21 protein-coding genes are annotated in these 24,925 nt (G+C 55.4%); 2 read left to right on the forward strand and 19 right to left on the reverse strand.

Annotated elements, in window-relative coordinates; all coding sequences use genetic code 11:
- Positions 1-6: 6 nt before the first annotated feature.
- The 14 genes from fabG to CXIVA_RS14070 form a co-directional block, all read right to left on the reverse strand.
- Entirely contained in the window at positions 7-750 is a 744-nt protein-coding gene (gene fabG, locus CXIVA_RS01835) for a 3-oxoacyl-[acyl-carrier-protein] reductase (protein WP_013976306.1), read from the reverse strand.
- A 149-nt stretch (positions 751-899) separates the two neighbouring features.
- Complete coding sequence (fabD, locus tag CXIVA_RS01840; RefSeq protein ID WP_013976307.1) at positions 900-1,826, reverse strand: ACP S-malonyltransferase; 927 nt, start codon at positions 1,824-1,826, stop codon at positions 900-902.
- Positions 1,823-2,752 (reverse strand): nitronate monooxygenase, encoded by a 930-nt coding sequence (locus CXIVA_RS01845; protein ID WP_013976308.1) that lies wholly within the window; start codon positions 2,750-2,752, stop codon positions 1,823-1,825. Before CXIVA_RS01845 ends, fabD begins: the two co-directional genes overlap by 4 nt.
- Positions 2,753-2,783: 31 nt before the next feature.
- Positions 2,784-3,728: a beta-ketoacyl-ACP synthase III gene (locus CXIVA_RS01850; RefSeq protein ID WP_013976309.1), complete on the reverse strand. Its 945-nt coding sequence runs from the start codon at positions 3,726-3,728 to the stop codon at positions 2,784-2,786.
- A 43-nt stretch (positions 3,729-3,771) separates the two neighbouring features.
- Positions 3,772-4,602: an acetyl-CoA carboxylase carboxyltransferase subunit alpha gene (locus tag CXIVA_RS01855; RefSeq protein WP_013976310.1), complete on the reverse strand. Its 831-nt coding sequence runs from the start codon at positions 4,600-4,602 to the stop codon at positions 3,772-3,774.
- Positions 4,599-5,381, reverse strand: a complete 783-nt coding sequence (locus CXIVA_RS01860; RefSeq protein ID WP_013976311.1) for an acetyl-CoA carboxylase carboxyltransferase subunit beta — start codon at positions 5,379-5,381, stop codon at positions 4,599-4,601. Before CXIVA_RS01860 ends, CXIVA_RS01855 begins: the two co-directional genes overlap by 4 nt.
- Positions 5,382-5,406: 25 nt before the next feature.
- Complete coding sequence (gene accC / locus CXIVA_RS01865; protein ID WP_013976312.1) at positions 5,407-6,792, reverse strand: acetyl-CoA carboxylase biotin carboxylase subunit; 1,386 nt, start codon at positions 6,790-6,792, stop codon at positions 5,407-5,409.
- Positions 6,785-7,306, reverse strand: a complete 522-nt coding sequence (gene accB, locus CXIVA_RS01870) for an acetyl-CoA carboxylase biotin carboxyl carrier protein (protein WP_013976313.1) — start codon at positions 7,304-7,306, stop codon at positions 6,785-6,787. Before accB ends, accC begins: the two co-directional genes overlap by 8 nt.
- Before the next feature lie 13 nt (positions 7,307-7,319).
- Positions 7,320-7,553, reverse strand: a complete 234-nt coding sequence (gene acpP / locus CXIVA_RS01875) for an acyl carrier protein (RefSeq protein WP_013976314.1) — start codon at positions 7,551-7,553, stop codon at positions 7,320-7,322.
- Between the two features lie 189 nt (positions 7,554-7,742).
- Positions 7,743-8,621: a DMT family transporter gene (locus CXIVA_RS01880; protein WP_013976315.1), complete on the reverse strand. Its 879-nt coding sequence runs from the start codon at positions 8,619-8,621 to the stop codon at positions 7,743-7,745.
- Between the two features lie 295 nt (positions 8,622-8,916).
- The gene (locus tag CXIVA_RS01885) at positions 8,917-9,705 is read right to left on the reverse strand and encodes a hypothetical protein (protein ID WP_013976316.1); all 789 of its coding nucleotides are present in this window, start codon (positions 9,703-9,705) and stop codon (positions 8,917-8,919) included.
- 119 nt (positions 9,706-9,824) lie between these two features.
- The gene (gene bioB, locus CXIVA_RS01890; protein ID WP_347475640.1) at positions 9,825-10,814 is read right to left on the reverse strand and encodes a biotin synthase BioB; all 990 of its coding nucleotides are present in this window, start codon (positions 10,812-10,814) and stop codon (positions 9,825-9,827) included.
- A 130-nt stretch (positions 10,815-10,944) separates the two neighbouring features.
- Entirely contained in the window at positions 10,945-11,784 is an 840-nt protein-coding gene (locus tag CXIVA_RS01895; protein ID WP_013976318.1) for a deoxyribonuclease IV, read from the reverse strand.
- A gap of 19 nt (positions 11,785-11,803) precedes the next feature.
- Positions 11,804-11,953, reverse strand: a complete 150-nt coding sequence (locus tag CXIVA_RS14070; protein WP_013976319.1) for an LDCC motif putative metal-binding protein — start codon at positions 11,951-11,953, stop codon at positions 11,804-11,806.
- A gap of 168 nt (positions 11,954-12,121) precedes the next feature.
- Here CXIVA_RS14070 and rsmH point away from each other — a divergent pair, with 168 nt between their 5' ends.
- Together rsmH and CXIVA_RS01905 are read left to right on the forward strand one after the other, a co-directional pair.
- Entirely contained in the window at positions 12,122-13,153 is a 1,032-nt protein-coding gene (rsmH, locus tag CXIVA_RS01900; protein ID WP_013976320.1) for a 16S rRNA (cytosine(1402)-N(4))-methyltransferase RsmH, read from the forward strand.
- Positions 13,154-13,174: 21 nt separating this feature from the next.
- Entirely contained in the window at positions 13,175-14,314 is a 1,140-nt protein-coding gene (locus CXIVA_RS01905) for a DUF362 domain-containing protein (RefSeq protein WP_013976321.1), read from the forward strand.
- 46 nt (positions 14,315-14,360) lie between these two features.
- On the opposite strand, the gene CXIVA_RS01910 is transcribed toward CXIVA_RS01905, so the two are convergent.
- The 5 genes from CXIVA_RS01910 to gltB all read right to left on the reverse strand — a co-directional run bounded on the left by CXIVA_RS01910 (position 14,361) and on the right by gltB (position 24,884).
- Positions 14,361-14,843 (reverse strand): SEC-C metal-binding domain-containing protein, encoded by a 483-nt coding sequence (locus CXIVA_RS01910; protein WP_013976322.1) that lies wholly within the window; start codon positions 14,841-14,843, stop codon positions 14,361-14,363.
- Positions 14,844-15,012: 169 nt separating this feature from the next.
- Positions 15,013-16,632 carry a CTP synthase gene (locus tag CXIVA_RS01915; RefSeq protein ID WP_013976323.1) on the reverse strand — a complete coding sequence of 540 codons (1,620 nt, stop codon included), beginning with the start codon at positions 16,630-16,632 and terminating at the stop codon, positions 15,013-15,015.
- 315 nt (positions 16,633-16,947) lie between these two features.
- Positions 16,948-18,696 (reverse strand): ammonium transporter, encoded by a 1,749-nt coding sequence (locus CXIVA_RS01920; RefSeq protein ID WP_013976325.1) that lies wholly within the window; start codon positions 18,694-18,696, stop codon positions 16,948-16,950.
- Between the two features lie 99 nt (positions 18,697-18,795).
- A complete protein-coding gene (locus CXIVA_RS01925) occupies positions 18,796-20,277 on the reverse strand; it encodes a glutamate synthase subunit beta (protein WP_013976326.1) in 1,482 nt (493 codons plus the stop codon).
- Positions 20,278-20,303: 26 nt separating this feature from the next.
- A complete protein-coding gene (gene gltB / locus CXIVA_RS01930; RefSeq protein ID WP_173363202.1) occupies positions 20,304-24,884 on the reverse strand; it encodes a glutamate synthase large subunit in 4,581 nt (1,526 codons plus the stop codon).
- Positions 24,885-24,925 lie beyond the last annotated feature (41 nt).

Genomic DNA, 24,925 nt, shown 5'->3' on the forward strand with positions numbered 1-24,925 from the left:
TTCCTCCTATACGGCCATTCCGCCGTCCACACACAGGACCTGACCGGTCAGATACGCGGATTCCCTTGCCGCGAAAAAGGCGATGGCATTCGCCACATCTTCCGGTTCCCCGGCCCGTCTGGCAGGAATCGAATCCGCAATGGCTTTTTTTGCTTCTTCACTGACTGCCGCCATCATTTCCGTGGCAATCATGCCCGGTGCCACCGCGTTGACTGTGATTCCCTTCGCCGCCAGTTCCTTGGCCAGGGATTTTGTCATGCCGATCACTGCCGCTTTGCTGGCGGAGTAATTGGCCTGTCCCGCGTTGCCCCGGATTCCCACCACACTGCTCAAGGAAATGATCCGGCCGTACTTCTGCTTCAGCATAATCCGGGCCGCCCGTTTCATACAGTAAAAGGTTCCGTAAAGATTTACCTGCATGACACGGTCAAAGTCCTCCGGTTTCATCCGAAGCATGATATTGTCCCGGGTAATGCCCGCATTGTTCACCAGAATGTCAATTCTTCCGCCAAATTCCATGGCCTGCTGAAACAAAGCGTCCACCTGCGCAGGATCTGCCACGTCGCCTTTCACACACAGGGTACGGACCCCGTATGCTTCACAGGCCCTGGCTGTCTCCTGTGCCTTTTCTTCATTTCCCGCGTAATTAATGACAATATCGGCTCCCTCCTGTGCCAGACGGATGCATACCGCTCTTCCGATGCCGCGGCTTCCGCCGGTAACCAGGGCCACCTGATTCTCAAGTCCCATATTTTCCTCTTTTCTCCGTCTGTCCTGACGGACGTCTATTTTCCTGTCTCCGGAATTCCTGTTTTCCCATCCCCGGAACACCTGTCTTTCCGTCCCGAACGCCTGTCTTCCCGGCTCCGGAACGCTCTGTTCCCCGGGTCTGCGGATTCCTAACGCCCGAACCGCTCCAGCAGTTCGGCCATGCCGGCCGCGTCTTCCACCGCGCTGACCCGGATCTCTTTTGCCGTACGCTTCACAAAGCCGGACAGCGCCTTTCCGGGGCCGATCTCAAGGATGGTATCCACCCCCTGCGCTTCCATATAGCGAATGGTCTGCGCCATGCGGACACTGGACTGCACCTGCTGCTCCAGCAGTCCGGGAATGGTCTCTCCCTCTGCCAGCGGCCGGGCCGTGGTGTTAAAAATCACCGGAAACTGCATGGTTCCGAACTGCATCTGCCGAAACTGTTCCCGCAGGGCCTCCCCGGCGGGATGCATCATGGATGTGTGAAACGCGCTGCTGACCTTTAAGGGCACCGCGCGGCGCGCCCCGGCCTCTTTCGCAAAAGCTGCCGCTGCCTGCACCGCTTCCCGCTGTCCGGCAATCACGGTCTGACTGCTGGTGTTGTAATTGGCCACTTCCACCAGACCTGTGCCGGACGCTTTCCGGCAGGCCTCTTCCACGGCTTCGGCGTCCAGTCCCATAATGGCATACATGACGCCTTCCTGTCCTCTGGCGGCTTCTTCCATTGCTCTGCCCCGAAAGGCCGTCAGCTTCACCAGGGTCTCCGCGTCAAACACACCGGCTGCGTGAAGGGCGCTGTACTCGCCAAGGCTGAGCCCCGCTGCCATCTCCGGCCGGATCCCGTGTTCATACAGCACAGCCGTCACACCGGCCGCAAAGGCGGCCAGCGCCGGCTGTGTGTTGCGGGTCTCCATCAGTTCCTCCATGGTGCCGTCAAACATCATGGCCTTTAAGTCAAATCCCGGATCCACCCGATCCAGCACCGCCGCGAAGGCGGGATAGGCGTCATACAGATCTCTGCCCATTCCCGGTTTCTGACTGCCTTGTCCTGCGTATAAAAAAGCTAATTTCATGCCTGTAATCCTCTTATCACTTCTGCCGCTTCCTGCTCCAGGGAGGCGAAGATATCCGCCACCGGCCGAATCTCCTTCAGCTGGCCGCATACCTGGCCGGCCATCAGGGATCCTTCTTTTGTATTGCCGTCAAATACTGCCTTGCGCAGGGATCCCAGCGTCAGTTTCTCCAGTTCCTCCCGGCTGGCCACCTCTTTTTCCAGTTTCAGATACCGGCGGGCCATCTGATTTTTCAGTACCCGGACCGGCGCGTTCTGGCTTCTGCCGGTCACCACGGTACTGTTGTCTCCGCTGTCCAGCAGGGCCTGCTTGTAATTCTCATGAATCGGGCACTCTTCACTGACCAGAAGACAGGTACCCACCTGCACACCGCAGGCGCCCAGGGCATAGGCGGCCGCCAGCTGTCTGCCGTCCGCGATTCCTCCTGCCGCGATCACCGGCACATCGATCTGGTCAATCATCTGGGGCACCAGTGTCATGGTCGTCATCTCGCCCACATGGCCGCCGCTCTCACCGCCTTCCGCGATGATCAGGTCCGCGCCGGCCCGTACCAGGCGCCGGGCCAGCGCCACGCTGGCTGCCACCGGAATCACGGTGATTCCCTGCTCTTTCCACCGATCCATATATTTTCCCGGATTTCCCGCCCCGGTGGTCACCACACGGATTTTCTCCCGGGCAATCAGATCTGCCATTTCATCCGCCTGGGGATTCATCAGCATCAGATTTACCCCGAAGGGCTGATCGGTATGTTTTCTGGCAATGGCAATCTGTTCCTCCAGAGTGGCCGCGTCCATCCCGCCGGATCCGATCAGCCCGAGAGCGCCCGCATTGGAGCAGGCTGCCGCGAATTCACCGGTTGCAATATTGGCCATACCGCCCTGAATAAAGGGGTAACGGATAGCAAGAATTTCATTGAGTCGTTTCATTGATCTGTTTTCTCCATTCTCTGTATGCGTCTTACCACTCCAGATAAGCGCTTGCCCAGGTCAGTCCGCCGCCGAATCCGGAGACAAACATCCGGGTTCCCGGACTGCACATGCCGGCCTTCTTCATATCCGCCAGGGCCAGCGGGATGCTGGCGCCGGAGGTGTTGCCGTACCGATCCAGATTCATAAAGAATTTTTCCTCCGGCAGTTTTCTCCGTTTTCTGACATAATCAATAATGCGCCGGTTGGCCTGGTGGCAGACAATATAATCGATTTCCCCGGCAGATACGCCGGAGTCCTGTTCCATCAGGGTAATTCCCCGATTGATGGCTCCCGTGGCAAACCGGAACACCGCGTGCCCGTCCATATGAATCCACTGCTCCGGATACATCAGTCCCGGTGTATGCAGCGCTTCCGCATTTCCCCGGGAACCCAGCCGGCAGAAAAACCGGTGACTGTCGGAACGGTGGAGCACAGCAGCCGCCGCGCCGTCTCCAAACAGCACGCAGGTGCCCCGGTCCTGCATATTCAGCATTCTCGACAGCTGTTCCGCGCCGATCAGCAGTGCGTAGGGCCGTTCGATATTGCCGCAGCCCAGCATGGCGCTGACCACATTCAGTCCGTAGACGAAGCCCGCGCAGGCCGCGTTGACATCAAAGGAGGGGGTATCCTCGGGTATGCCCAGCGCCGCCTGTACCAGGCTTGCCGCGGAGGGGGTGTTGTAGTCCGCCGAGATCGTGGCCACCACACACAGACCGATCTGATCCGGTGTAACGCCCGCGTCTTCCAGCGCATTCCGTGCCGCCTCCGTGCACAGCTGGGTATGGGTTTCTCCTTTGCTGAAATACCGGCTCCTGATTCCGGTTCTGGTGCGGATCCACTCGTCTGAAGTATCCACAATCCGTGCCAAATCTTCATTGGTCACACGGTTGGCCGGCAGAGCGGCGCCCATTCCGGTGATCTGTATTCCCTGCATTTTACTTTTCTCTCTTTCCTGACTATTCTGCGTTTGCTTCCGCCTATCCGTTGGTCTTTCGCCGCACCGGATGTCTGTCCCCTTCAATATGGCGGAATTTTTCATAACGCTGCGCTATCAGCTCCTGCGCCGGTATGCGCATCAGCCGCTGCAGTTCCGTGCTGAGCTCCTGTTTGATCCGGGCCGCGCAGGAGAGGAAATCTTCCTGAATCCCCCCTTCCGGCTCCGGGATCACCCGGTCGATCAGCCCTGCTTCCAGCAGTTCGCCCGCAGTCATTTTCATCACTTCACAGGCCTCCCTGCTGCGTCCGGCGTCCTTCCACAGAATGCTGGCAAATCCCTCCGGGGAAAGGATCGAATAGACCGCGTTCTCCAGCATCCAGACAGAATCCGCCACCCCCAGCGCCAGGGCGCCGCCGCTGCTGCCTTCTCCGGTAACAATCGCGATCACAGGTACCTGCAGGGTACTCATCTGCGCCAGATTTTCGGCAATTGCCGTGCTGATTCCGTTTTCTTCCGCTTCCATGCCCGGATAGGCGCCCGGCGTATCGATCAATGTAATCACCGGACGGCCGAACTTTTCCGCCTGCTTCATCAGGCGCAGGGCTTTGCGGTAGCCTTCCGGCCCCGGCATGCCGAAGTTAAAATTTAGATTTTCCTCCAGGGTACTTCCCTTTCTGTGGCCGATCACCGTTACCGGCTGTTTCTCGAAAAATCCGATGCCGCCGTATATGGAGGCGTCTTCTTTTCCCAGCCGGTCTCCGCACAGCGGGAGAAACTCTTCAAACAGTTCCTCAATATAATCTGTGATTTTCGGCCGTCTGCGGTCCCTGGCCAGCAGGAGACGGTCGTAAGCTGTCAGTTTTTTCTTCATGCCTCTGCCTCCCTGTTCCGCCGATGTTCCCGGGGTTCGTGCAGGCGCAGGATCTGTCCGATGATCTTGCGCATATCATTCTTCGGCACCACCCTGTCCACAAATCCGTGCGCCAGCTGGAATTCCGCCCGCTGAAATCCCTCCGGCAGGGATTCCCCGATGGTCTGCTCGATGACCCGGGGGCCGGCAAATCCGATCAGGGCGCCGGGTTCCGCCAGAATAATATCCCCGAGGCTTGCAAAACTGGCGCTGACGCCTCCGGTGGTGGGATGCATCAGGACGGAGATATAGAGCCCGCCGGCATCCTTGAAGCGCTGAATGGCGGCGCTGGTTTTGGCCATCTGCATCAGGCCGTAGAGTCCTTCCTGCATCCGGGCACCGCCGCTGGCGGAGAAAATAATCAGGGGACAGCCCCGTTTCTGTGCTGCCTCAATGGTGCGGGTCAGTATTTCTCCTACCGCGCTGCCCAGGCTTCCCATCAGGAAGTCCCGGTTCAGATATGCCGCGAAGGCTGTCACTCCTTCGATTTTTCCGTAACCCGCAATCACCGCGTCCGAAAGGCCGGTTTTCTGTCTCAGGTCCTTCAGTTTTTTCTTATAGCCCGGAAAATTCAGCGGATCCACACTTTCGATCCTGTCATAGACCGCATGGAAAGTGCCCTCGTCAAACAGCAGCTCCAGGTCTCTGCTGCCGCTTTTTAAACTGACATTGTGTTCCCGCAGTTTTTTAAAGGAGAGCATTTTGTTCCTGCGTTCCGTAAAGCTGGTAAAACTGTTCATTGCCTGCGCCTCTTACACTTTCTTCCTACTGTTCCTTCATTTTGTTGCTTTCCCGGTTCCAGGCCAGAAGCCCGCCGGTATTGCGCTCAATAAAGGAGGTATCCACATTGCCCATCATGTAATCCAGATTGAACATGATCAGCAGCAGAAATTCGATATTTGTATCCACGCCCTCAATGATGGTCTCCTCCAGAGCCATCCGCATTCTGCGGATCGCCTCCAGCCGACCCGGCGCGTGGACGATGATTTTGGCCACCATGGAATCATACCAGGGGCTGATTCTGCATCCCTGATACAGTGCGGTCTCCACCCGCACATCAAAGCCGCCCGGCAGATGCAGGAATGTCACCTCGCCCGGGGACGGCAGGAAATTATTTTCCGGATTTTCCGCGTTGATCCGGCATTCAATGGCATGCCCGCCGCAGTGAATCTCATCCTGCTTATAGGACAGCCTGAGGCCGGCGGCAATCCGGATCTGTTCCCGGATCAGATCCACACCCGTTACCATCTCTGTCACCGGATGCTCCACCTGGATCCGCGTATTCATTTCAATAAAATAGAAATGCCCCTCGGCATCCAGCACGAATTCCACTGTGCCGGCGCTGTAATACTTCACTGCCCGGGCTGCTTTTAACGCAGCCTTTGCCATGGCATTTCTCTGTTTTGCGCTGAGTATTTTGGCCGGTGACTCTTCGATCAGCTTCTGATTCCGCCGCTGCATGGAGCAGTCCCGCTCACCCAGCTGGATGATATTGCCATGCTTGTCACCTAAGATCTGAAATTCAATATGATGGGGATTTAAGATCAGTTTTTCCAGATACATATCCCCGTTACCGAAGGCAGCCAGTGCCTCGGCCCGGGCGCTTTCGAAAGCGGCCTCCACTTCATCGGCATCGAAGGCGGTGCGCATTCCCCGGCCCCCGCCGCCCGCGGAAGCTTTCAGCAGTACGGGATATCCGATCCTGTCCGCGATTTCCCTTGCCTGGGCCGCGGATTCCACCAATCCGTCGGAACCGGGAACCACCGGAACCCCATTCTTCCGCATCAGGCTTCTGGCAGACTGTTTGTCTCCCATTCCGCGGATCATGTCCGCAGACGGACCGATAAACTCGATTCCGCTGTCTGCGCAGGCTTGGGCAAAGTCCGCGTTTTCCGACAAAAATCCGAATCCCGGATGGATCGCCTCGCAGTGATATGCCCTGGCAGCTTCCAGGATACTGTCCTGGTTCAGATAACTGGCCGCGGCTGCCGCGGGGCCGATGCAGACGGCCTCGGTACAGAACTGCACCGGCATGCTGTCCGCGTCTTCTTCGGAATATACTAAAACGGTTTCAATCCCCAGTTCTGTACAGCAACGGAGAATACGCATGGCGATTTCGCCCCGGTTGGCGATGAGCATTCTCTTAAACATTGCCCTTCTCCTCAATGCGCATCAGTACTTCTCCGTACTGCGCGAATGTGCTGTCTTCTGCCAGGATCTCTGTTACCACACCGTCACAGGGCGCCGGCACTTCGTTAATAATCTTCATGGCTTCGATCAGACCCACGGTCTCGCCTTTTTTCACGGAAGCGCCCACTTCCACATAGGGGGCTTCTCCCGGTTTGGATGCCCGGTAAAAGATTCCAGCCAGCGGCGCGGTCAGTTCGGTTCCGGCAGCCGCCGCGGATGCTTCCGGCTGTGCCGTTGTCTCCGGCGTCTGCGCGGCGGCAGAAGCAGACCCTGCTGCCGGTACCTGTGACACGGAAGGTGTCCCTGCTGCCGGTACAGGAACCGGAGCCGCGCAGTACGCAGGCTCCGGTTCAAAAAAAGCTTCTTTCTTTCTTACCGCAAGTTTGATCTCTCCGGCCTCAAACTCCAGCTCGCACATTTCAGACGCCTGAAACTGGGACAGCAATTCCTGTATTTCTTTCATTTCCAGATTCATGCTGATCACTCCCTTAGTTTGCGTGCGCGTCGATGTAGGATACGATCTCACTTACCTTTGTCAGTTTTGCGGCTTCCTCTTCCGGAATCTCAAGGCCGTATTCCTCTTCCAGTGCCATGATCAGCTCAACCGCGTCGATGGAATCCGCTCCCAGATCCTTGATCAGGTCCACATCCATTGTGATGTCATCCTCATTAAAGCTCATGGTATCTACGATAATTTCTTTTACTTTGTCAAATGTTGCCATGGTGTTTTCCTCCGATAAATGATTGTCTTTTCAGTCCTGTCATTTCAAACTATTTTATTAAATCTTTTTATTAAATAATTTGAACGATTAAAACTTAAAACAATTGAAGGAGTTTGTCAACCGGATTTTTCATCTCCCTGCCGTCGTTTCGCTTTTTATGCAATCCGTCATGCCGTTGGTTTTTTGACATCATGTCTCTTCTTCCGCCCTGCTCCCCTTCCGGACACCGCCGAAGGAAATCAGCAGAAGCGCCGCCAGAATCAGCACACAGCCCAGGATACTCAAAAACGATACCTGATCCCGGTACACCAGCATACTGACCACGATACTGGTGACCGGCTCCAGCATATTGATAAAGGAAGCCCGTCCGGCGCCCAGCCGTCCGATCCCCGCAAACAGAAGCATGGCGGAGGCAGACAGCAGGATGCCCACCAGAATGGCCAGACTCCAGTGCACGGCCGTTTTCGGATAGCTGTATTCTCCCCGGATGGCTGAGACGGCCAGGGCAGCCAGGGTCACAAAGAGATTGTAGTAAGCCGCGCGGACCATCGGCGACAGCCGGGCCGTCCGGCTCTTTTCATTGGCGATCATATAAAACGCATAGGCAAAGGAAGTGACCAGCGCCACCAGGATGCCGATTTTCCGGCCGCTGAACCGTCCGCCGGAAATCAGAAAAAGGCCCAGGACCGACAGAAGAACCGCCCCGGCTTTCCAGCCGGTCATCTTTTCCCGGAACACAACGGTCATAACCAGGCACACCAGAGCCGGATAAAAAAAGTGGATCATCGTGGTGAATCCCACCGGAATCATGGTATATGCCACATTCAGCAGGTAATCCGTCAGAAACAGTCCCAGAATGCCGACGGCCGCCAGCTGCAGAAGCGTCCGGCGGTCCACCCGGAAGGACTCCTTCCGAACAGTTCCCAGCAGCGCGGCAAAGGCCCCGGCGCTGGCATTGCAGATCACCACCAGTGACAGCGGCGAGACGCCGGAAAGTAAAATTCCTTTCTGCACCGAAGGATAAATTCCCAGAATCACCGATGCAATCGCTACAAGTAAAAATCCCATGTTCATTCCCCCTTGTTCGGTTGGAATCTCCCGGGGACAGTTTCCGGGAGATCCTGCGTAACTGTCTGCTGTTATTCTATCGGAAAAATCTGCTGAAAAAAAGCCAGGCAAGATATTCATCTTGTCTGGCTCCTTTACGGTCCCATTCCGGCTGCAGCCCCTGCTGCGCCTTGCACGGCACTCTTTTGCAAATGCCCTCCGATGTGCGGCAGCGCTGCGCTGCCGGCTGTGGTCCACATTCTATCAGGCAGTTTTTCTTTTGTCAATCATCTGCCGGTCTCCCGCCGGGTCCGAATCAAAAATTATCTTTATTTTCCGCGTATACTTCCGGCAGAATGGCGGCGAGGTTTGTGAATTCCTTGATATTATGGCCGAAGAGTCCCTGCGGAACAAAGGGCGGCACCGCTGCGCCTTCCGGAAGTGTCCGTACCGGTTTTCCCTCTGCCAGGCCGTATCCGATCCAAAATCTGGAGCAGAACATAACACCGTCCTGATAAGGATACCACTTGTGGGTCATGGCAGCAGCCACTTCGCTTTTGCCCACAGCGCAGACCAGGGAAGCACACTTGTCTGTGCCGATGATGGATTCATCATATCCGAAATCCGCCGGGCGCATGAACTGAAGAGCCAGGGCATCCGGACCGTTGCCTGCGTCTTCCATAATCATATGGGTCACGCCCCAGGTCTTCTCCCGGTTGGGAACCGCAGGATCAATGACGTAATCCACTTTATCTGCCTTGGCAAACCAGTGGTCTTCCGGATCCCAGATTTTGTAACGCAGGTCAGAGCCTACACTGTGCCACGGGAACCACCAGTCCAGCATTTCCACCGTTACCCCTGGCATATAGGTCTCGTTGCACACGAAGCCCGTGCCGTCGGGATTTACCCCGTATCCCAGCTGGCAGAAATTCTCGTCTTCTCCCTTCAGGAACAGGTTTTTATCATCAAAAGAAACACTCTGTCTGGCCGGCTGTCCGTCACGAATCGCGATTTTCTTCTCCGGAATCGGCGCCAGGTCCCGCTCATAAAATTTAAAATAGGATAAGGTCTGTTCTTCTTTGGTTACACCGATTTTTTTACCCATTTGCTGATCCTCCTTATGCATGGATGCGCTGCTCTGCGTTTGCTGTCCTCATTATAACAGAATCTCAGGGCGGCTGCTATCCGCATACGGACGGAAGGCTACTCTGTTTTTATCGTTTGCTACAGCGTTTTATCTGTACCGCTGTCCGCCCCGGCCGGTTTGCAGGATCTGCCCAGTTCTTTCAGCATCTCCCGGTCACTGCGGATTGTGGAGCCGCTTGTGGTCAGCATATTTCCGGTAATCGTCGCGCTGACGCCGCAGGCAAAGGCGTCCCTGCCGTCCGCCGGCATTAAGCTGCGTCCCCCTGCCATGCGGATCTGCGCCTCCGGGTTGATCAGGCGGAAGACCGCCATACAGCGGTGGATTTCCTTCTCTTCCAAGGGGCTGCGGTCTGCCAGCGGCGTTCCCGGGATCGGCATCAGAATGTTGATCGGAATGGAGCCCACACCCAGTTCCTGCAGCTCCAGCGCCATGTCAATCCGGTCTTCCCAGGTTTCTCCCATACCCATGATGCCGCCGGAGCACACTTCCATCCCCGCAGCCCGGGCGCGTCTGATCGCCGCCACTTTATCCTCATAGGTATGGGTGGTGCATATCTCAGGGAAAAACCGACGGGAAGTCTCCAGATTTTCATGATACCGGGTAACCCCTGCCTCCCTCAGTCTGGCGAACTGCTCATCGGTCAGAAGGCCGAAGGACGCGCACAGATCGATGGCGCAGCGTTCCTTCATTTCCGCGAAAGCCTCTGCCGCGTGTTCAAAATCATCGCCGCTCAGCGCCCGCCCGGAAGTTACGATGGCAAACCGGTCCACGCCGCCCGCCGCGTTTTCCATACAGGCCGCCAGCAGCCGCTCCCGGTCCATCAGGTCATAGACTTCACAGTCTGCTCCGTGGTGCGCGGACTGGGCGCAGAATTTGCAGTCTTCTCCGCAGTGTCCGCTTCTGCCGTTTACAATGCTGCACAGCTCCACCCGGTCTCCGCACAGCGCGCGGCGTACGGCATCCGCAGCTTCACACAATTCCTCCAGATCACAGGTAACCAGAAAAGACAGGTCTTCTCCCCGCCTGAGTCTGCGTCCCGCGATGATTTCTTCCGCAATGGTTCCGATCTCCATGATAGTTTCTGATGGCCCGGAAACAGGCGCTCTGTCCCGGACCGGCTCCTTTCTGACGTAATATGCCCTTACTATACGTCAGCAGGCGCTGATTGTCAACTTTTATTGCAATTTAGTTTACATTTCAGGACGCCGGTTTCTGATGCTCCCGCAGCCAGCGGATTTCCTCCTCATATCCGGCCAGGTCATTGGGGGTCTCCAGATAGAACGGCAGATTCCTGAGGGCCGGATGGCTGATGATCCTGACGCAGGCTGCGGCGCCAATGGTTCCCTGGCCGATTTTTTCATGCCGGTCCTTATGGGAGCCCAGCGGGTTTTTGCTGTCATTTAAATGAACGGCTTTCAGCCGTTCCAGCCCGATGACCGCATCGAATTCCCGCAGCACGGCATCCAGATTTTCTGTAATGTCATAGCCTCCGTCGAACACATGGCAGGTATCCAGGCAGACGCCCAGGTGGCTGCTTAATTCCACCCCGTCCAGAATCCGCCGCAGTTCTTCAAAGCTGCGCCCGATTTCCGTGCCTTTTCCCGCCATGGTTTCCAGCAAAACCGTGGTGGTCTGTTCCGGGGCAAGCACTTCATTCAGCATCTCTGTGATATACGCGATGCCCATGTCCACGCCCTGGCGCACATGGCTGCCCGGATGAAAATTATAGCAGCTGCCGGGAATATGCTGCAGCCGGGCCAGATCATCCGCCATGGTTTCCCGGGCAAAGGCCCGGACCCGCGGATCCGCGGAACACCCGTTTAAGGTGTAGGGCGCGTGGGCCAGCGGGGTGTGGATTCCGTTTTCCCGGGCAAAATTTACAAACGCTTCCGCGTCTTTTTCATCCAGGGGCTTTGCCCTTCCGCCCCGGGGATTCCTGGTAAAATACTGAAATGTACTGGCCCCGATGGACAGGGCGGTTTGTCCCATGGCCAGATAGCCTTTGGATGAGGATAAGTGGCATCCGATGGTAAGCATTGCGGTGTTCCCTTTCTTTTTACTGTTTTCCACGGCTGTTTAATCTGCGGTTGTTGGAACAGCAGTCCATTTTCCCGCTGCCGAATTCCTTCTGATTCTCCCGGGCCATATGATCCAGGGTTTCCTTCAGTTTTTCCTTCAGTGTCTTTTTTTCTGTCTTATCTTTCATAGTGTTTCCTTCTTAAAACATACTTAACTGCTATGTTATTATACCACACCGGAAGCCTTTCCCTTGTTTTTCCTGGAGTTCCGGATAATTGACAACTGCAGCTGTCTTCGCTAGTATGACAGTAAACGGCTGCCCGCGGCAGCACATACCTACGGAGAGGAGTTTCTTTTGGAACATAAACGAAGACAGCATTACAGCGGCAAATACCCGAAACGCTTTGAAGAAAAATACAAAGAACGAAACCCGGAAAAATACAGAGATACCATCGCCCACGTCATCGCCAAGGGGAATACCCCTGCAGGCATGCATATCCCGATCTGTGTGGATGAAATTCTGGAATTTCTGAATGTCCGCCCCGGCCAGACCGGTCTGGACTGCACCCTGGGATACGGTGGCCATTCCCTGGAACTGTTAAAGAAACTGGGAGAAAACGGCCACCTCTACGGCCTGGATGTGGATCCCATCGAATCGGTGCGCACCCGGGACCGTCTGGCCGCAGCAGGCTTCGGCCCTGACCGCTTCACCCTGATTCAGACAAATTTCGCCAACATCGACCAGGTGGCTGCGTCCCACGGCCCTTTTGACTTCCTACTGGCGGATCTCGGCGTTTCCTCCATGCAGATCGATAACCCAGCACGGGGATTTTCCTACAAGGCCGACGGACCGCTGGATCTGCGCCTGAACCCGGAAGCCGGACAGCCTGCCGCCCGGCGTCTGCAGGAAATGGACGAAGCGGAGATTTCCGGCATGCTGACGGAAAATGCCGATGAACCCTGCGCAGACCAGATCGCCCGGGCCATTGTGCGGGCACGTCGCAGCGGACAGCAGATCCGGACCACCACGGACCTGCGGCGGATCATTGCGGACGCCCTGTCCTTTCTTCCGAAACAGGAGCAGAAAGAAGCCGTAAAAAAATCCTGCGCCCGCACCTTCCAGGCGTTACGGATCGACGTAAACCGGGAATACGAAGTTCTTTACGAACTGCTGCGCAAACTGCCGGAAGCCCTTGCCCCCGGCGGACGGGCCGCGATTCTTACTTTCCATTCCGGGGAAGACCGTCTCGTAAAGCACGTTTTCCGGGAACAGAAAAAACAGGGGCTGTACACGGAAGTATTCAAAGAGGTCATCCGCCCTTCGGCGGAAGAATGCAGACGAAACCCCCGGGCCCATTCCGCCAAGCTGCGCCGGGCCATCCGCTAATGACTCAGACAGGAGATTCCCATGACCAATGAACAGATCTTAAAGATCTATGGAACAGACTACAGACGCAATACCCGCACCCTGCTGGAGGCTGCGGACCTGGCTGCGCGGATTCCCTCCGCTAACAGCCGGATCCTGATCAAGCCCAATCTGGTATCCCCCGTTCCGGCCTCCGCCGGAGGCACCACCCACCCGGAAATCGTCGCCGGAATCATCGAATACCTCCAGGACCACGGATTTTCCCATCTGCGGATCGCCGAGGGCTCCTGGGTGGGCGACCGTACTCCGGAAGCTTTTGACTGCTGCGGATATTACGCCCTGGCCCGCCGGTACGGCGTGGAACTTCTGGATACCCAGCAGGATACCTTCTATTCCGCGGACTGCGGCGGCATGACACTGAAGATCTGCAGCTGTGTCCGTCAGGCGGATTTTATCATCAACGTACCGGTTCTGAAGGGACACTGCCAGACCAAAATCACCTGTGCCTTAAAAAACATGAAAGGCCTGATCCCCAATGCCGAGAAAAGAAGATTTCATGCCCTGGGGCTCCACAATCCCATCGCCCACCTGTCTGCGGGCATCCGGCAGGACTTTCTTGTGGTCGACCACATCTGCGGGGACCTGGATTTCGAGGACGGCGGCAACCCGGTGGTCCGCGACTGCATTATGGCCGCCGCTGACCCGGTGCTGACCGATGCCTATGTCTGCCACCTGCTGCATTACCGGCCGGAAGATGTCCCCTATCTGACCCTTGCCGCGGAACTCGGGGTCGGTTCCCTGGATCTGACCCGGGCCGAAATCCTCACCCTGGGGGATTCCCGGCCGGAGGAACTCCCTTATACCCGCAAAGTCGTGGAACTGGCAGACGCGGTGACCGAAGTGGAATCCTGCAGCGCCTGCTACGGATACCTGATTCCAGCCTTGGACCGCCTGAAAGAAGAAGGGCTTTTCTCCCGCCTGACGGAAAAAATCTGCATCGGCCAGGGATTCCGGGGACAGACCGGCACGCTTGGCGTGGGGAACTGTACCCGGGGCTTTGCTTTCTGCGTGGAAGGATGCCCGCCCACAGAAAATCAGATCTATGACCAGCTGAAAGCCTATCTGTCCTCTGTGCAGCCGGAATCTCAGAAAGAAAGCGCCGACGGCACCCAGGCTTCCTAAGAAGCGTGGGGCCATCGGCGCTTTCTTTCTCTGTCGTATCGCAGATTTATTTTGCTCTGCCGCAGCATTTTTTGTATTTTTTTCCGCTGCCGCAGGGACAGGGATCATTGGGATAGATCTTCTTTGTCTTTAATACAGTCTTGGCGGACCAGCTTTTGGTAAAGCGATCCGGTCTGCGCAGACTCCTGCCGACTGCCGGCTGTTCCTGGTCCGCTGACGCCGCAGCTGCTGTCCGGCTGCTGCCCGCTGCTTCTTCTGCCGCCGGTTCTGCTCCCCCTGCTTCCTCCGTGCCGGTGGCTGTACCCGTCGGCTGTACATCTTCTGCCTGTGTGAACACCGCACGCTCTTCTTCTGTCAGGACTGTAAGATCTGCCTCAGCTGCCGCTTCGGCAACTGCCTCCGCAAGCTCAGCTTTCTTTAATTTCGATACACCCTTCAGTTCCAGCTTTTTTGCCAGTTCTTTCAGGTCTGCCACCGTATATGTTTCTTCCAGCAATTCCTTTAAAAGTGCCATACTTACCTCACTCATAGAATCAATCGTTTCTTCTGTTCATTTTCACAACGTTACTTATAATAGCATAAAAGTAAAAATTCGTATACCGCCTGAGACAGAAAAACACCCAAAATCTCCCGTATGCCTCACATACCGTCAATTTCGGGTGTATGGTCAGAGGCCGGCCTTTCGTCCGGGTCCCCTGTTATCTGCCTTCCGAATAGGCACAGGCTGCCGCCACGAGGCCGCGGAACAGCGGATGCGCGTGGTTCGGTCTGGATTTGAACTCCGGATGTGCCTGGGTTCCGATATAGAACGGTTCATCCGGCACTTCGATCATTTCCACAATCTTGCCGTCCGGTGAAATGCCGGACAGGATCAGGCCCGCTTCTGTAAGACGGTCCCGGTATTCGTTGTTGACCTCATACCGATGGCGATGCCGCTCGGAAATCTGGTCTTCACCGTACAGCTTATGGGCGAGGCTGCCCTTTTTCAGTACACAGGGATAGGCGCCCAGACGCATGGTGCCTCCCAGATCGGTTACATTCTTCTGTTCCGGCATCAGATCGATCACCGGATGTGTGGTTTCCTGTACCAGCTCCGCGCTTCCGGCATCTTTCCAGCCCACCACATTTCTGGCATATTCCACCAGGGCCATCTGCATGCCGAGGCAGATGCCCAAGAACGGGATATGGTTGATCCGGGCATATTCCGCCGCCTGGATCATTCCTTCTGTGCCGCGGTTGCCAAATCCTCCGGGAATGATCATTCCGTCGATTCCCTTCAGATAATCTTCCGGTGTGCCCTTTTCCATTTCTTCCGAATCCACCCAGCGGATCCGCACTTTCACCTGGTTCTCAATGCCGCCGTGATTCAGCGCTTCCACTACAGACAGGTACGCGTCATGCAGCTGGGTGTATTTTCCTACCATGGCAATTTCCACGGCTTTCTTCGGTTCTTTCAGGGCGCGGACCAGATTCTGCCACTCTGTCAGGTCCGGTTCCGGGCAGGGCATCCGCAGACACTCGCAGACTGCCTGGGCCAGTTTTTCCTCTTCCATCATCAGCGGCACCTCGTAGATCGAAGACGCATTCATGTTCTGCAGCACATGCGTCGGCGCCACATTGCAGAACAGGGCGATTTTGCCCCGAATGGCATCATTCAGCGCATGTTCCGTACGGCACACGATAATATCCGGCTGGATGCCCATGCCCTGCATCTCTTTTACGCTGGTCTGGGTGGGCTTGGTCTTCAGTTCTTCCGACGCGTGCAGATACGGAATCAGGGTGACATGGATCATACATGCGTTTCCCGGGCCGGCTTCCTGCATAAACTGGCGGATGGCTTCGTAGAACGGCTGGGATTCAATGTCTCCCACGGTGCCGCCTACTTCAATAATGGCAACCTGTGTCTTTTCGTCACAGTCCTCGCCTGCCCTGCCCTGATAAAACCGGCTTTTGATCTCATTGGTCACATGGGGAATTACCTGTACCGTGCCTCCGCCGTAATCTCCATGGCGCTCCTTATTCAGGACGGACCAGTAGATCTTGCCGGAAGTCACGTTGGAATTGTGGTCCAGATTCTCATCGATAAAACGTTCGTAATGGCCCAGGTCCAGATCGGTCTCGGTTCCGTCGTCTGTGACAAACACTTCGCCGTGCTGGATCGGGTTCATGGTACCGGGATCCACATTCAGATAAGGATCAAACTTCTGCATGGTTACCTGATATCCCCTGACTTTCAGCAGACGTCCCAGCGACGCGGCTGTGATTCCCTTGCCGAGTCCGGATACGACACCGCCTGTTACAAATACATATTTTATCATTCTCTGACCCCTTCCTGTCTGTACAGATCGCTTCACAAAAAAAGAGACAAAGCCCCTCTCTACCGCCGCACTGCAGTTGAGACGTCCTTGCCTCGCATATCCTGAATCCTGATCCGCCTTCCGCGGTTTTTCAAATCATGCTGTAGATTATATGCTTGCCCCCTCGGATTGTCAAGTGGTTCTTTTCCCTCCGGCTGCCAGGCAGGATCTCCGCCCTGTTCGTTTCCCCTGACTGAACAGCGGGCGCCGCTCCGTCAGTCCGGAGGGCGCCCGCTGTATGCATCTTCTGTTTTCGCTTTCCTTTAAATGAAAGCCTTAATCCTGCAGCGCGTCATAGCCTTCTGCGCCTGTGCTGATCTTAATTGCGTTTTCCACATTGTATACGAAGATTTTCCCATCCCCGATGTGTCCGGTATAAAGGACTTTCTTCGCCGCGTCAATTACAGTACGCGGGGAAATCTTGCTTACAACGATATCCACCTGAATCTTCGGCAGCAGGTTCATGTTCAGTTCCGCGCCACGGTATTTGGTGGTACGTCCGCCCTGGGCGCCGCAGCCTAATACATTGGTGACGGTCATGCCGTTGATGCCGATTTCACTCATGGCATGGTTCAGTGCCTCATACTTGCTCTGTCTGGTGTAAATCGTAATCTTTGTGATGCTTACATCACTGCCCAGCGAAACGGAAGGATCTGCTGTTCTCAACTGTACCGGAACCGCTTCATCCATCGGAACCTTTCCTTCTGCCAGCGCTTTGTCCCGCTCGATTTCAGCGGCAGCCGCAACCGCATGGGAACCGAAGTTGTTGATGCTGGAAGTCAGGGCAAAGTCTGCGTACGCGCTTTCCAGACCGTGTTCACTGCGGTCCAGTCCTTCGATTTCATCCTCTGCGGAGCAGCGCAGACCTACTGTTTTCTTTAATACCGTAAATACAATGACCATGGTCACTGCTACCCAGGCGATGACAGATACCACACCCAGAAGCTGCAGTCCCAGCGCATGGAAACCGCCGCCGTATACCAGGCCGGCTTTTTCTCCCAGGCCATAGTCATAATAGGCCAGGAAACCAACCAGGATGGTTCCGACACAGCCGCAGCAGCCATGCACGCCTACCGCGCCGACCGGATCATCCACCTTCAGTTTCTGGTCTACAAATTCAATGCCGAAGACTACCACAAATCCGCAGACAATGCCGATAATCGCTGCGCCGACCGGTGTGACGGTATCACAGCCGGCAGTTACGCCTACCAGGCCTGCCAGGGTACCGTTTAATGTCATGGAAACATCCGGTTTGCCATAGCGGATCCAGGTGATGATCAATACGGTAATCGTTGCGATTGCGGCTGCCATATTTGTGGTATAGAAGATTCTTGCCGCAGACAGATATGCGCCGCCGCTTAGCGCGGTTGTGGAACATCCGTTGAATCCGAACCACGCGAACCAGAGGATAAATACACCCAGGGCAGCCTGCAGCAGGTTGTGTCCGGGAATGGCGTTTGCCTTGCCGTCTTTCGTATATTTTCCGATTCTGGGACCGAGGATTGCCGCGCCTACAAACGCTGCCACACCGCCGACCATATGGACTGCCGTGGAACCTGCGAAATCATGGAAGCCCAGCTGTGCCAGCCAGCCGCCGCCCCAGATCCAGTGGCCTTCAATCGGATATACTACCAGGGAAATAATGGCGCTGTAAATACAGTAAGCCGCGAAGTTTGTCCGCTCTGCCATGGCGCCGGATACGATGGTGGCTGCCGTCGCGCAGAACACTGTCTGGAAAATCATGGTGGTGAAATCATCGGAATGCAGTGAGAACAGATTCAGTCCTCCGATAAAACCGTTGCATACCTGGTTGGTTCCAAACATAATGCCAAATCCGATAAACCAGTAAGCCGGTGTACCGATACAAAAGTCCAGAAGGTTTTTCATAATAATGTTACCGGTATTTTTCGCCCGGGTCATCCCCGCTTCCACCAGTGTAAAACCGGCCTGCATGAAAAATACCAGCGCTGCTCCCAACAGGGTCCAACCCGAATCAAGAGCTGTTGCCAATGCCTGTAGTGTCATAACACAATCTCCTTTCAGTTGCTTTTTTTTATATAGAAAAGGCGCCGTGGAGATCTTCTCGATCTCTCCGGCGCCTTTGCCATATCCTGTCTGTTCTTTTTATTTGTCCATGTCCGTATACCCCATCAGGTATCGGTCTGTCTCCACCGCGCAGGCCCTTCCTTCACTGATGGCCCATACCACCAGCGACTGGCCCCGGTGCATATCACCTGCAGTAAACACGCCCGGCTTACTGGTCATATAGCTATCCGGCTGTGTCTCCACCGTGCCCCGGCCGGTGCATTTTGTACCGAATGCCTTTGCCGTATAAGGCTGGCATCCCACAAATCCGGCTGCAACCAGAATCAGGTCACAGGGAACTTCTTTTTCCGTGCCTTCCACTTCGACCAGTTTCCCTTTGTCAAAAGCGGTCTGCACCAGGACAGCTGATTTCAGCTTGCCTCTGACGGTTTTCACTTCCCGGATCGTGGTGGTAAACTCTCTCGGGTCTTTGCCGAACACCTGGATGGCTTCCTGCTGACCGTAATCCGTTTTCAGGGTTTTCGGCCATTCCGGCCACGGATTATCCGCGCTGCGCTCTTCCGGCGGCTTCGGCATGATTTCCAGCTGACGGACACTTTTGCATCCCAGGCGGATGGACGTTCCCACACAGTCATTGCCTGTGTCGCCGCCGCCTAAGACAATCACATGTTTGCCCTTTACCAGCGATTTTACATTGGTTTTGCTCTTTCCCTGCCCCAGGACGACCTGGCGGGTAACTTCTGACAGGAAATCCACGGCGTAGTACACGCCTTCCATTCCTGCTTCATATCCCTTTGCCGCAAAGGGCCGGGGCTCTTTGGCTCCGGTACACAGGATCACTGCGTCAAAGCTGTCTGTGAGCTCTTTGGCCGATACGGTATTGCCCACATCCACACCTGTGCGGAAAACCACGCCTTCTGCTTCCATCAGCTCCCGTCTCCGCCGGATATACTGTTTGTCCAGCTTCATATTCGGGATGCCGAACATCAGCAGGCCGCCGATCTCTTCCTCCCGTTCAAAGACGGTTACACTGTGTCCTCTGTGGTTCAGCTGATCCGCAGCTGCCAGGCCCGACGGGCCGGCGCCTACGACAGCCACCCGCTTGCCGCTTCGGATCTTCGGGATCCGGGGTTTCATCGACCCGTTGGCAAAGGCGGTTTCAATAATAAATAACTCATTGTCATGCACGGTCACCGGATCATCATTCATTCCGCAGATGCATGCCTTTTCGCAGAGTGCCGGGCAGACCCTTCCGGTAAATTCCGGAAAATTATTGGTCTTGAGCAGACGGCTCAGCGCCTGCTCATTCTGTCCCCGGTAAACCGCGTCATTCCATTCCGGAATCAGGTTGTGCAGCGGACAGCCGGTTACCATCCCCTTCAGCTTCAGTGCCGACTGGCACAGGGGCACGCCGCAGTCCATGCAGCGGGCAGCCTGCTGCCGGCGTTTTTCCTCATTCAGTGCGTCATGGAATTCCGAAAAATCTGTAATTCTATCCTGTACCGCTTCCGTTCTGTTGTCCATCCGCCGGTACTCCAGGAATCCTCCTGCTTTTCCCATAATTTCTGTCTCCAATCCTGATTGTTCTATGCCTGCGCTGTTTTGCCTGTGATCTCGTTAAATGCTTCCATTACCGCATTGTCATGAGACAGGCCCTGCTCTTCAAACCGTCCGATGGCGGATAACACTTTCTGATATTCCAGCGGAACAATCTTCTTGAAGTGGGGCCGGTAGGTTTCAAAATCATTCAGGATGTCGCCGGCCAGTCTGGATCCGGTTGCTTCATAATATTCTTTCAGAATATCCTTCAGTTCAGCGATGTCATATTTGTCGGTCAGTTCATCCGCCGGCGCCATATCTTTATTCATACGGCGGTACAGACGGTGATCCATATCCAGGACATAAGCCACACCGCCGCTCATTCCGGCGGCAAAGTTCTTGCCGGTGGGGCCTAAGATCACTGCGCGTCCACCGGTCATATACTCCAGTCCATGGTCGCCGCAGCCTTCCGCTACTGCCACCGCGCCGGAATTCCGGACACAGAACCGCTCGCCGGCCACGCCGTTGATAAATACTTTGCCTGCAGTCGCTCCGTAAAGCGCCACATTTCCCACAATGATATTCTTTTCCGGGGCAAAGGAAGAACCCTTCGGCGGCTGAATGATCAGCTTTCCTCCGGAAAGGCCCTTGCCGAATCCATCGTTGGCGTCTCCGTATACATGAATCGTCACACCCTTCGGCAGGAATGCGCCCAGTGACTGTCCGCATCCGCCGTCCAGAATAATCTGGTAGGTATCGTCTTTCAGGGTATCCCCGTAGCATCTGGTTACTTCCGAACCGAAAATCGTTCCTACGGAACGGTCGGTGGAAGATACCTTTGTATGGTATGTTTTCGGCTGACCGTCCGCCAGAAGCGGCAGCAGCTCTTTTTCGTCGATTGTCGTACTGAGACCGAAATCATAGACTTGTTTCGGGTCAAAATGCTGCATTTTTTCGGATGCCGTCTTCGACTGAAGGATTCTGGTCAGATCTACCATCTGTGCCCGTGTCGTAAAGGGATGGTCCTTCACTTTCAGGCAGTCGCTGCGGCCCACCATCTCATCCACGGTGCGGAATCCCAGGGAAGCCATGATTTCCCGCAGCTGTGTGGCAATAAATGTCATGAAATTCATCACATATTCCGGTTTGCCGGTAAAGCGTTTTCTCAGAACTTCGTTCTGTGTCGCGATACCAACCGGACAGGTATCCTGGTTGCAGACACGCATCATCATACAGCCCATGGTTACCAGCGGAGCTGTGGCAAAGGCGAATTCCTCCGCGCCAAGAAGGGCTGCAATCGCCACATCCCTGCCGCTCATCAGCTTGCCGTCCGTCTCCAGAATCACGCGCTGCCGCAACCCGTTCTCCATCAGCGTATGGTGCGCTTCCGCCAGTCCCAGTTCCCAGGGAAGGCCTGCACCGTGTACGGATGACATGGGCGCGGCTCCTGTACCGCCGTCGTATCCGGAGATCAGGATTACCTGGGCACCGGCCTTGGCTACACCGGAGGCAATGGTGCCGACCCCGGCTTCTGATACCAGTTTTACGGATATTCTTGCCTTTCGGTTGGCGTTTTTCAGGTCATAAATCAGCTGCGCCAGATCCTCGATGGAATAGATGTCATGATGGGGCGGCGGGGAGATCAGGGATACTCCCGGTGTGGAGAAACGGGTATGCGCTACCCACGGATAAACCTTTTTCCCCGGCAGATGTCCGCCTTCGCCCGGCTTTGCGCCCTGGGCCATCTTGATCTGAATCTCGTCCGCGCTCATCAGGTATGCGCTGGTGACGCCAAAGCGTCCCGATGCCACCTGTTTGATTCTGGAATTTTTCTCCGTGCCGAACCGTTCCGTCAGTTCTCCGCCTTCGCCGGTATTGGATTTTCCGCCCAGACGGTTCATGGCAATCGCCAGCGTCTCATGGGCTTCCTTGGACAGAGAGCCGTAGCTCATGGCGCCGGTTTTAAACCGTTTGACAATCTCGCTGACCGGCTCCACTTCTTCCAGGGGAACCGGTTTCTTCTTCGGATCAAACTGCATCAGTCCCCGCAGGGTATGGGGAAGTTCATTGTCTACCATAGCAGTGTACTCGCAGAACCGTTTGTAGTCATTGTTTCTGGTGGCCTGCTGCAGCGCGATGATCGTATCCGGGTTGTACAGATGATCTTCTTTATTTTCCCCGCTTCTCAGCTTGTGGAAGCCGATGCTGTCCAGTGTGGTATCCAGCCCCAGCCCCAGGGGATCAAAAGCCCGGTCATGACGGAACATGACGCCCTCGCCGATTTCCTCTAAGCCGATGCCGCCCACACGGCTGACTGTGCCGGTAAAGTAGCGGTCAATCACATCCTGACGGATGCCGATGGCCTCGAAGATTCTCGCGGACTGATAGGACTGCAGCGTGGAAATTCCCATCTTGGCCGCAATCTTAACCACCCCCTGCAGCAGGGCGTTGTTGTAGTCATCAATCGCCGTATGATAATCCTTGTCAAGTACTCCCTGATCAATCAGTTCCGCAATGCATTCATGAGCCAGGTACGGGTGGATTGCCCGGGCGCCGAAGCCCAGCAGGCAGGCACACTGATGCACATCCCGGGGTTCCGCGCTTTCCAGCACAATGGAAACCTGGGTTCTCTTCTTTGTGCGTACCAGATGCTGCTCAACAGAAGAAACTGCCAGCAGAGACGGAATGGCCAGATGGTTTTCATCCACGCCCCGGTCCGTCAGGATAATAATATTCGCGCCTTTTGCCACGCTGCGGTCCACACTGATGGACAGCTGCTCCACCGCCCGCTCCAGGGAGGTGTTTTTGTAATACAGCATGGAAATCTCGCTGACCCGGAATCCCGGCTGATCCAGCGCTTTGATTTTTAACAGATCCACGCCTGTAAGGATCGGGTTATTCACTTCCAGCACATGGCAGTTGCTGCTTTTTTCTTCCAGAAGATTTCCGTCAGAACCGATATATACCGTCGTATCCGTCACAATCTTCTCCCGGAGAGAATCAATGGGCGGATTTGTCACCTGCGCGAACATCTGCTTAAAGTAGTCAAAAAGGCTCTGATGTTTCTCCGACAGAACCGCCAGAGGCACATCATGTCCCATGGATACAATGGGTTCGGTGCCGTTTTCCGCCATGGGATGGATCATGTTCTTCACATCTTCATAAGAATAGCCGAAGGCTTTGTAGAGCTGATCTCTGCGCTCCTTGGAATACATGGGAATCCGTTTGTTCGGAATCTTAAGGGCCGACAGATGCAGCAGCTCTCTGTCCAGCCATTCGCCGTAAGGCTGCCGGCCGGCATAATATTTTTTGCATTCCTCGTCGGAAATAATCCGTCCCTTCCTGGTATCTACCAGAAGGATCCGTCCCGGCTGCAGCCGCTGTTTTGCCACGACGTGTTTCGGGTCCAGTCCCAGCACGCCTACCTCGGAAGAAAGGATCAGACGGTTGTCATCTGTAATATAGTACCGGGACGGACGCAGACCGTTTCGGTCCAGAGTGGCGCCCAGGATATCGCCGTCGGTGAAAATCACAGCCGCCGGACCGTCCCAGGGCTCCATCATGGTGCCGTAGTAATGGTAAAAATCTTTTTTCTCGGAAGGCATGTCCCTGTCGTGTTTCCACGGTTCCGGAATCGTAACCATGACAGACAGGGGCAGATCCATCCCGTTCATATACATGAATTCCAGGGTGTTGTCCAGAATACCGGAATCCGATCCGCTGCGGTTCACCACCGGGAAGATTTTGAGCATGGTGTCCTTGTTCTTTAAGAATTCGGAAGACATGGTCTCCTCCCGGGCCAGCATACGGTCCACATTGCCGCGGATAGTATTGATTTCTCCGTTGTGGGCGATAAAACGATAGGGATGCGCCCGTTCCCAGCTGGGGGTGGTATTGGTGGAGAATCTGGAATGTACCAGCGCAATGGCTGTATGATAGTCCCTGCTCTGAAGGTCTTCATAGAATTCCCGCAGCTGTTTTACCAGAAACATTCCCTTGTATACAATGGTTCTGGAAGACAGGGAACAGATATAGGTATAGGAGCCGTATCCTTCCGTATGTTCCGGATCCGGCTTCTCTTCCGAACTCTGCTCAAACTCCCGGCGCAGCACATACAGCAGCCGGTCGAATTCGAAGCCCGGCGCCACATGCTCCGGACGCTCGATAAAGCACTGCGCGATGTAAGGCATGCAGTCCCTGGCCATATCGCCTAGGATTTCCGGATGTACCGGAACCTTGCGGAAGCCCAGGACCTTCAGGCCGTTCTTGCGGGCAATCACTTCAAACATTCTGCGGGAAAAAGTCCGCTTTAACTGATTCTGCGGGAAGAAAAACATCCCGATTCCGTAGTCTCCCGCTTCTCCCAGCTGAATGCCTTCCTTTGCCGCTGCTTTGACAAAGAAATTGTGGGAGATCTGTGTCAGGATCCCTACGCCGTCTCCGACTTTTCCACTGGCGTCTTTTCCGGCGCGGTGTTCCAGCTTTTCCACGATCGACAGCGCGTCGTCCAGCACCTGGTAATCCTGGCGGCCGTCAATATTGACCACCGCGCCGATTCCGCAGGCATCATGCTCCCGGAATACCATATTTTCCGCATCCCGGGACGCTGTGCTGTCTGATCTTCTCATCATAGGGTTGTTCATCTGTTACTCTCCTTGTGTTTTTTCCC

It is taken from the genome of Clostridium sp. SY8519 (assembly GCF_000270305.1).
Lineage (GTDB): Bacteria > Bacillota > Clostridia > Lachnospirales > Lachnospiraceae > SY8519.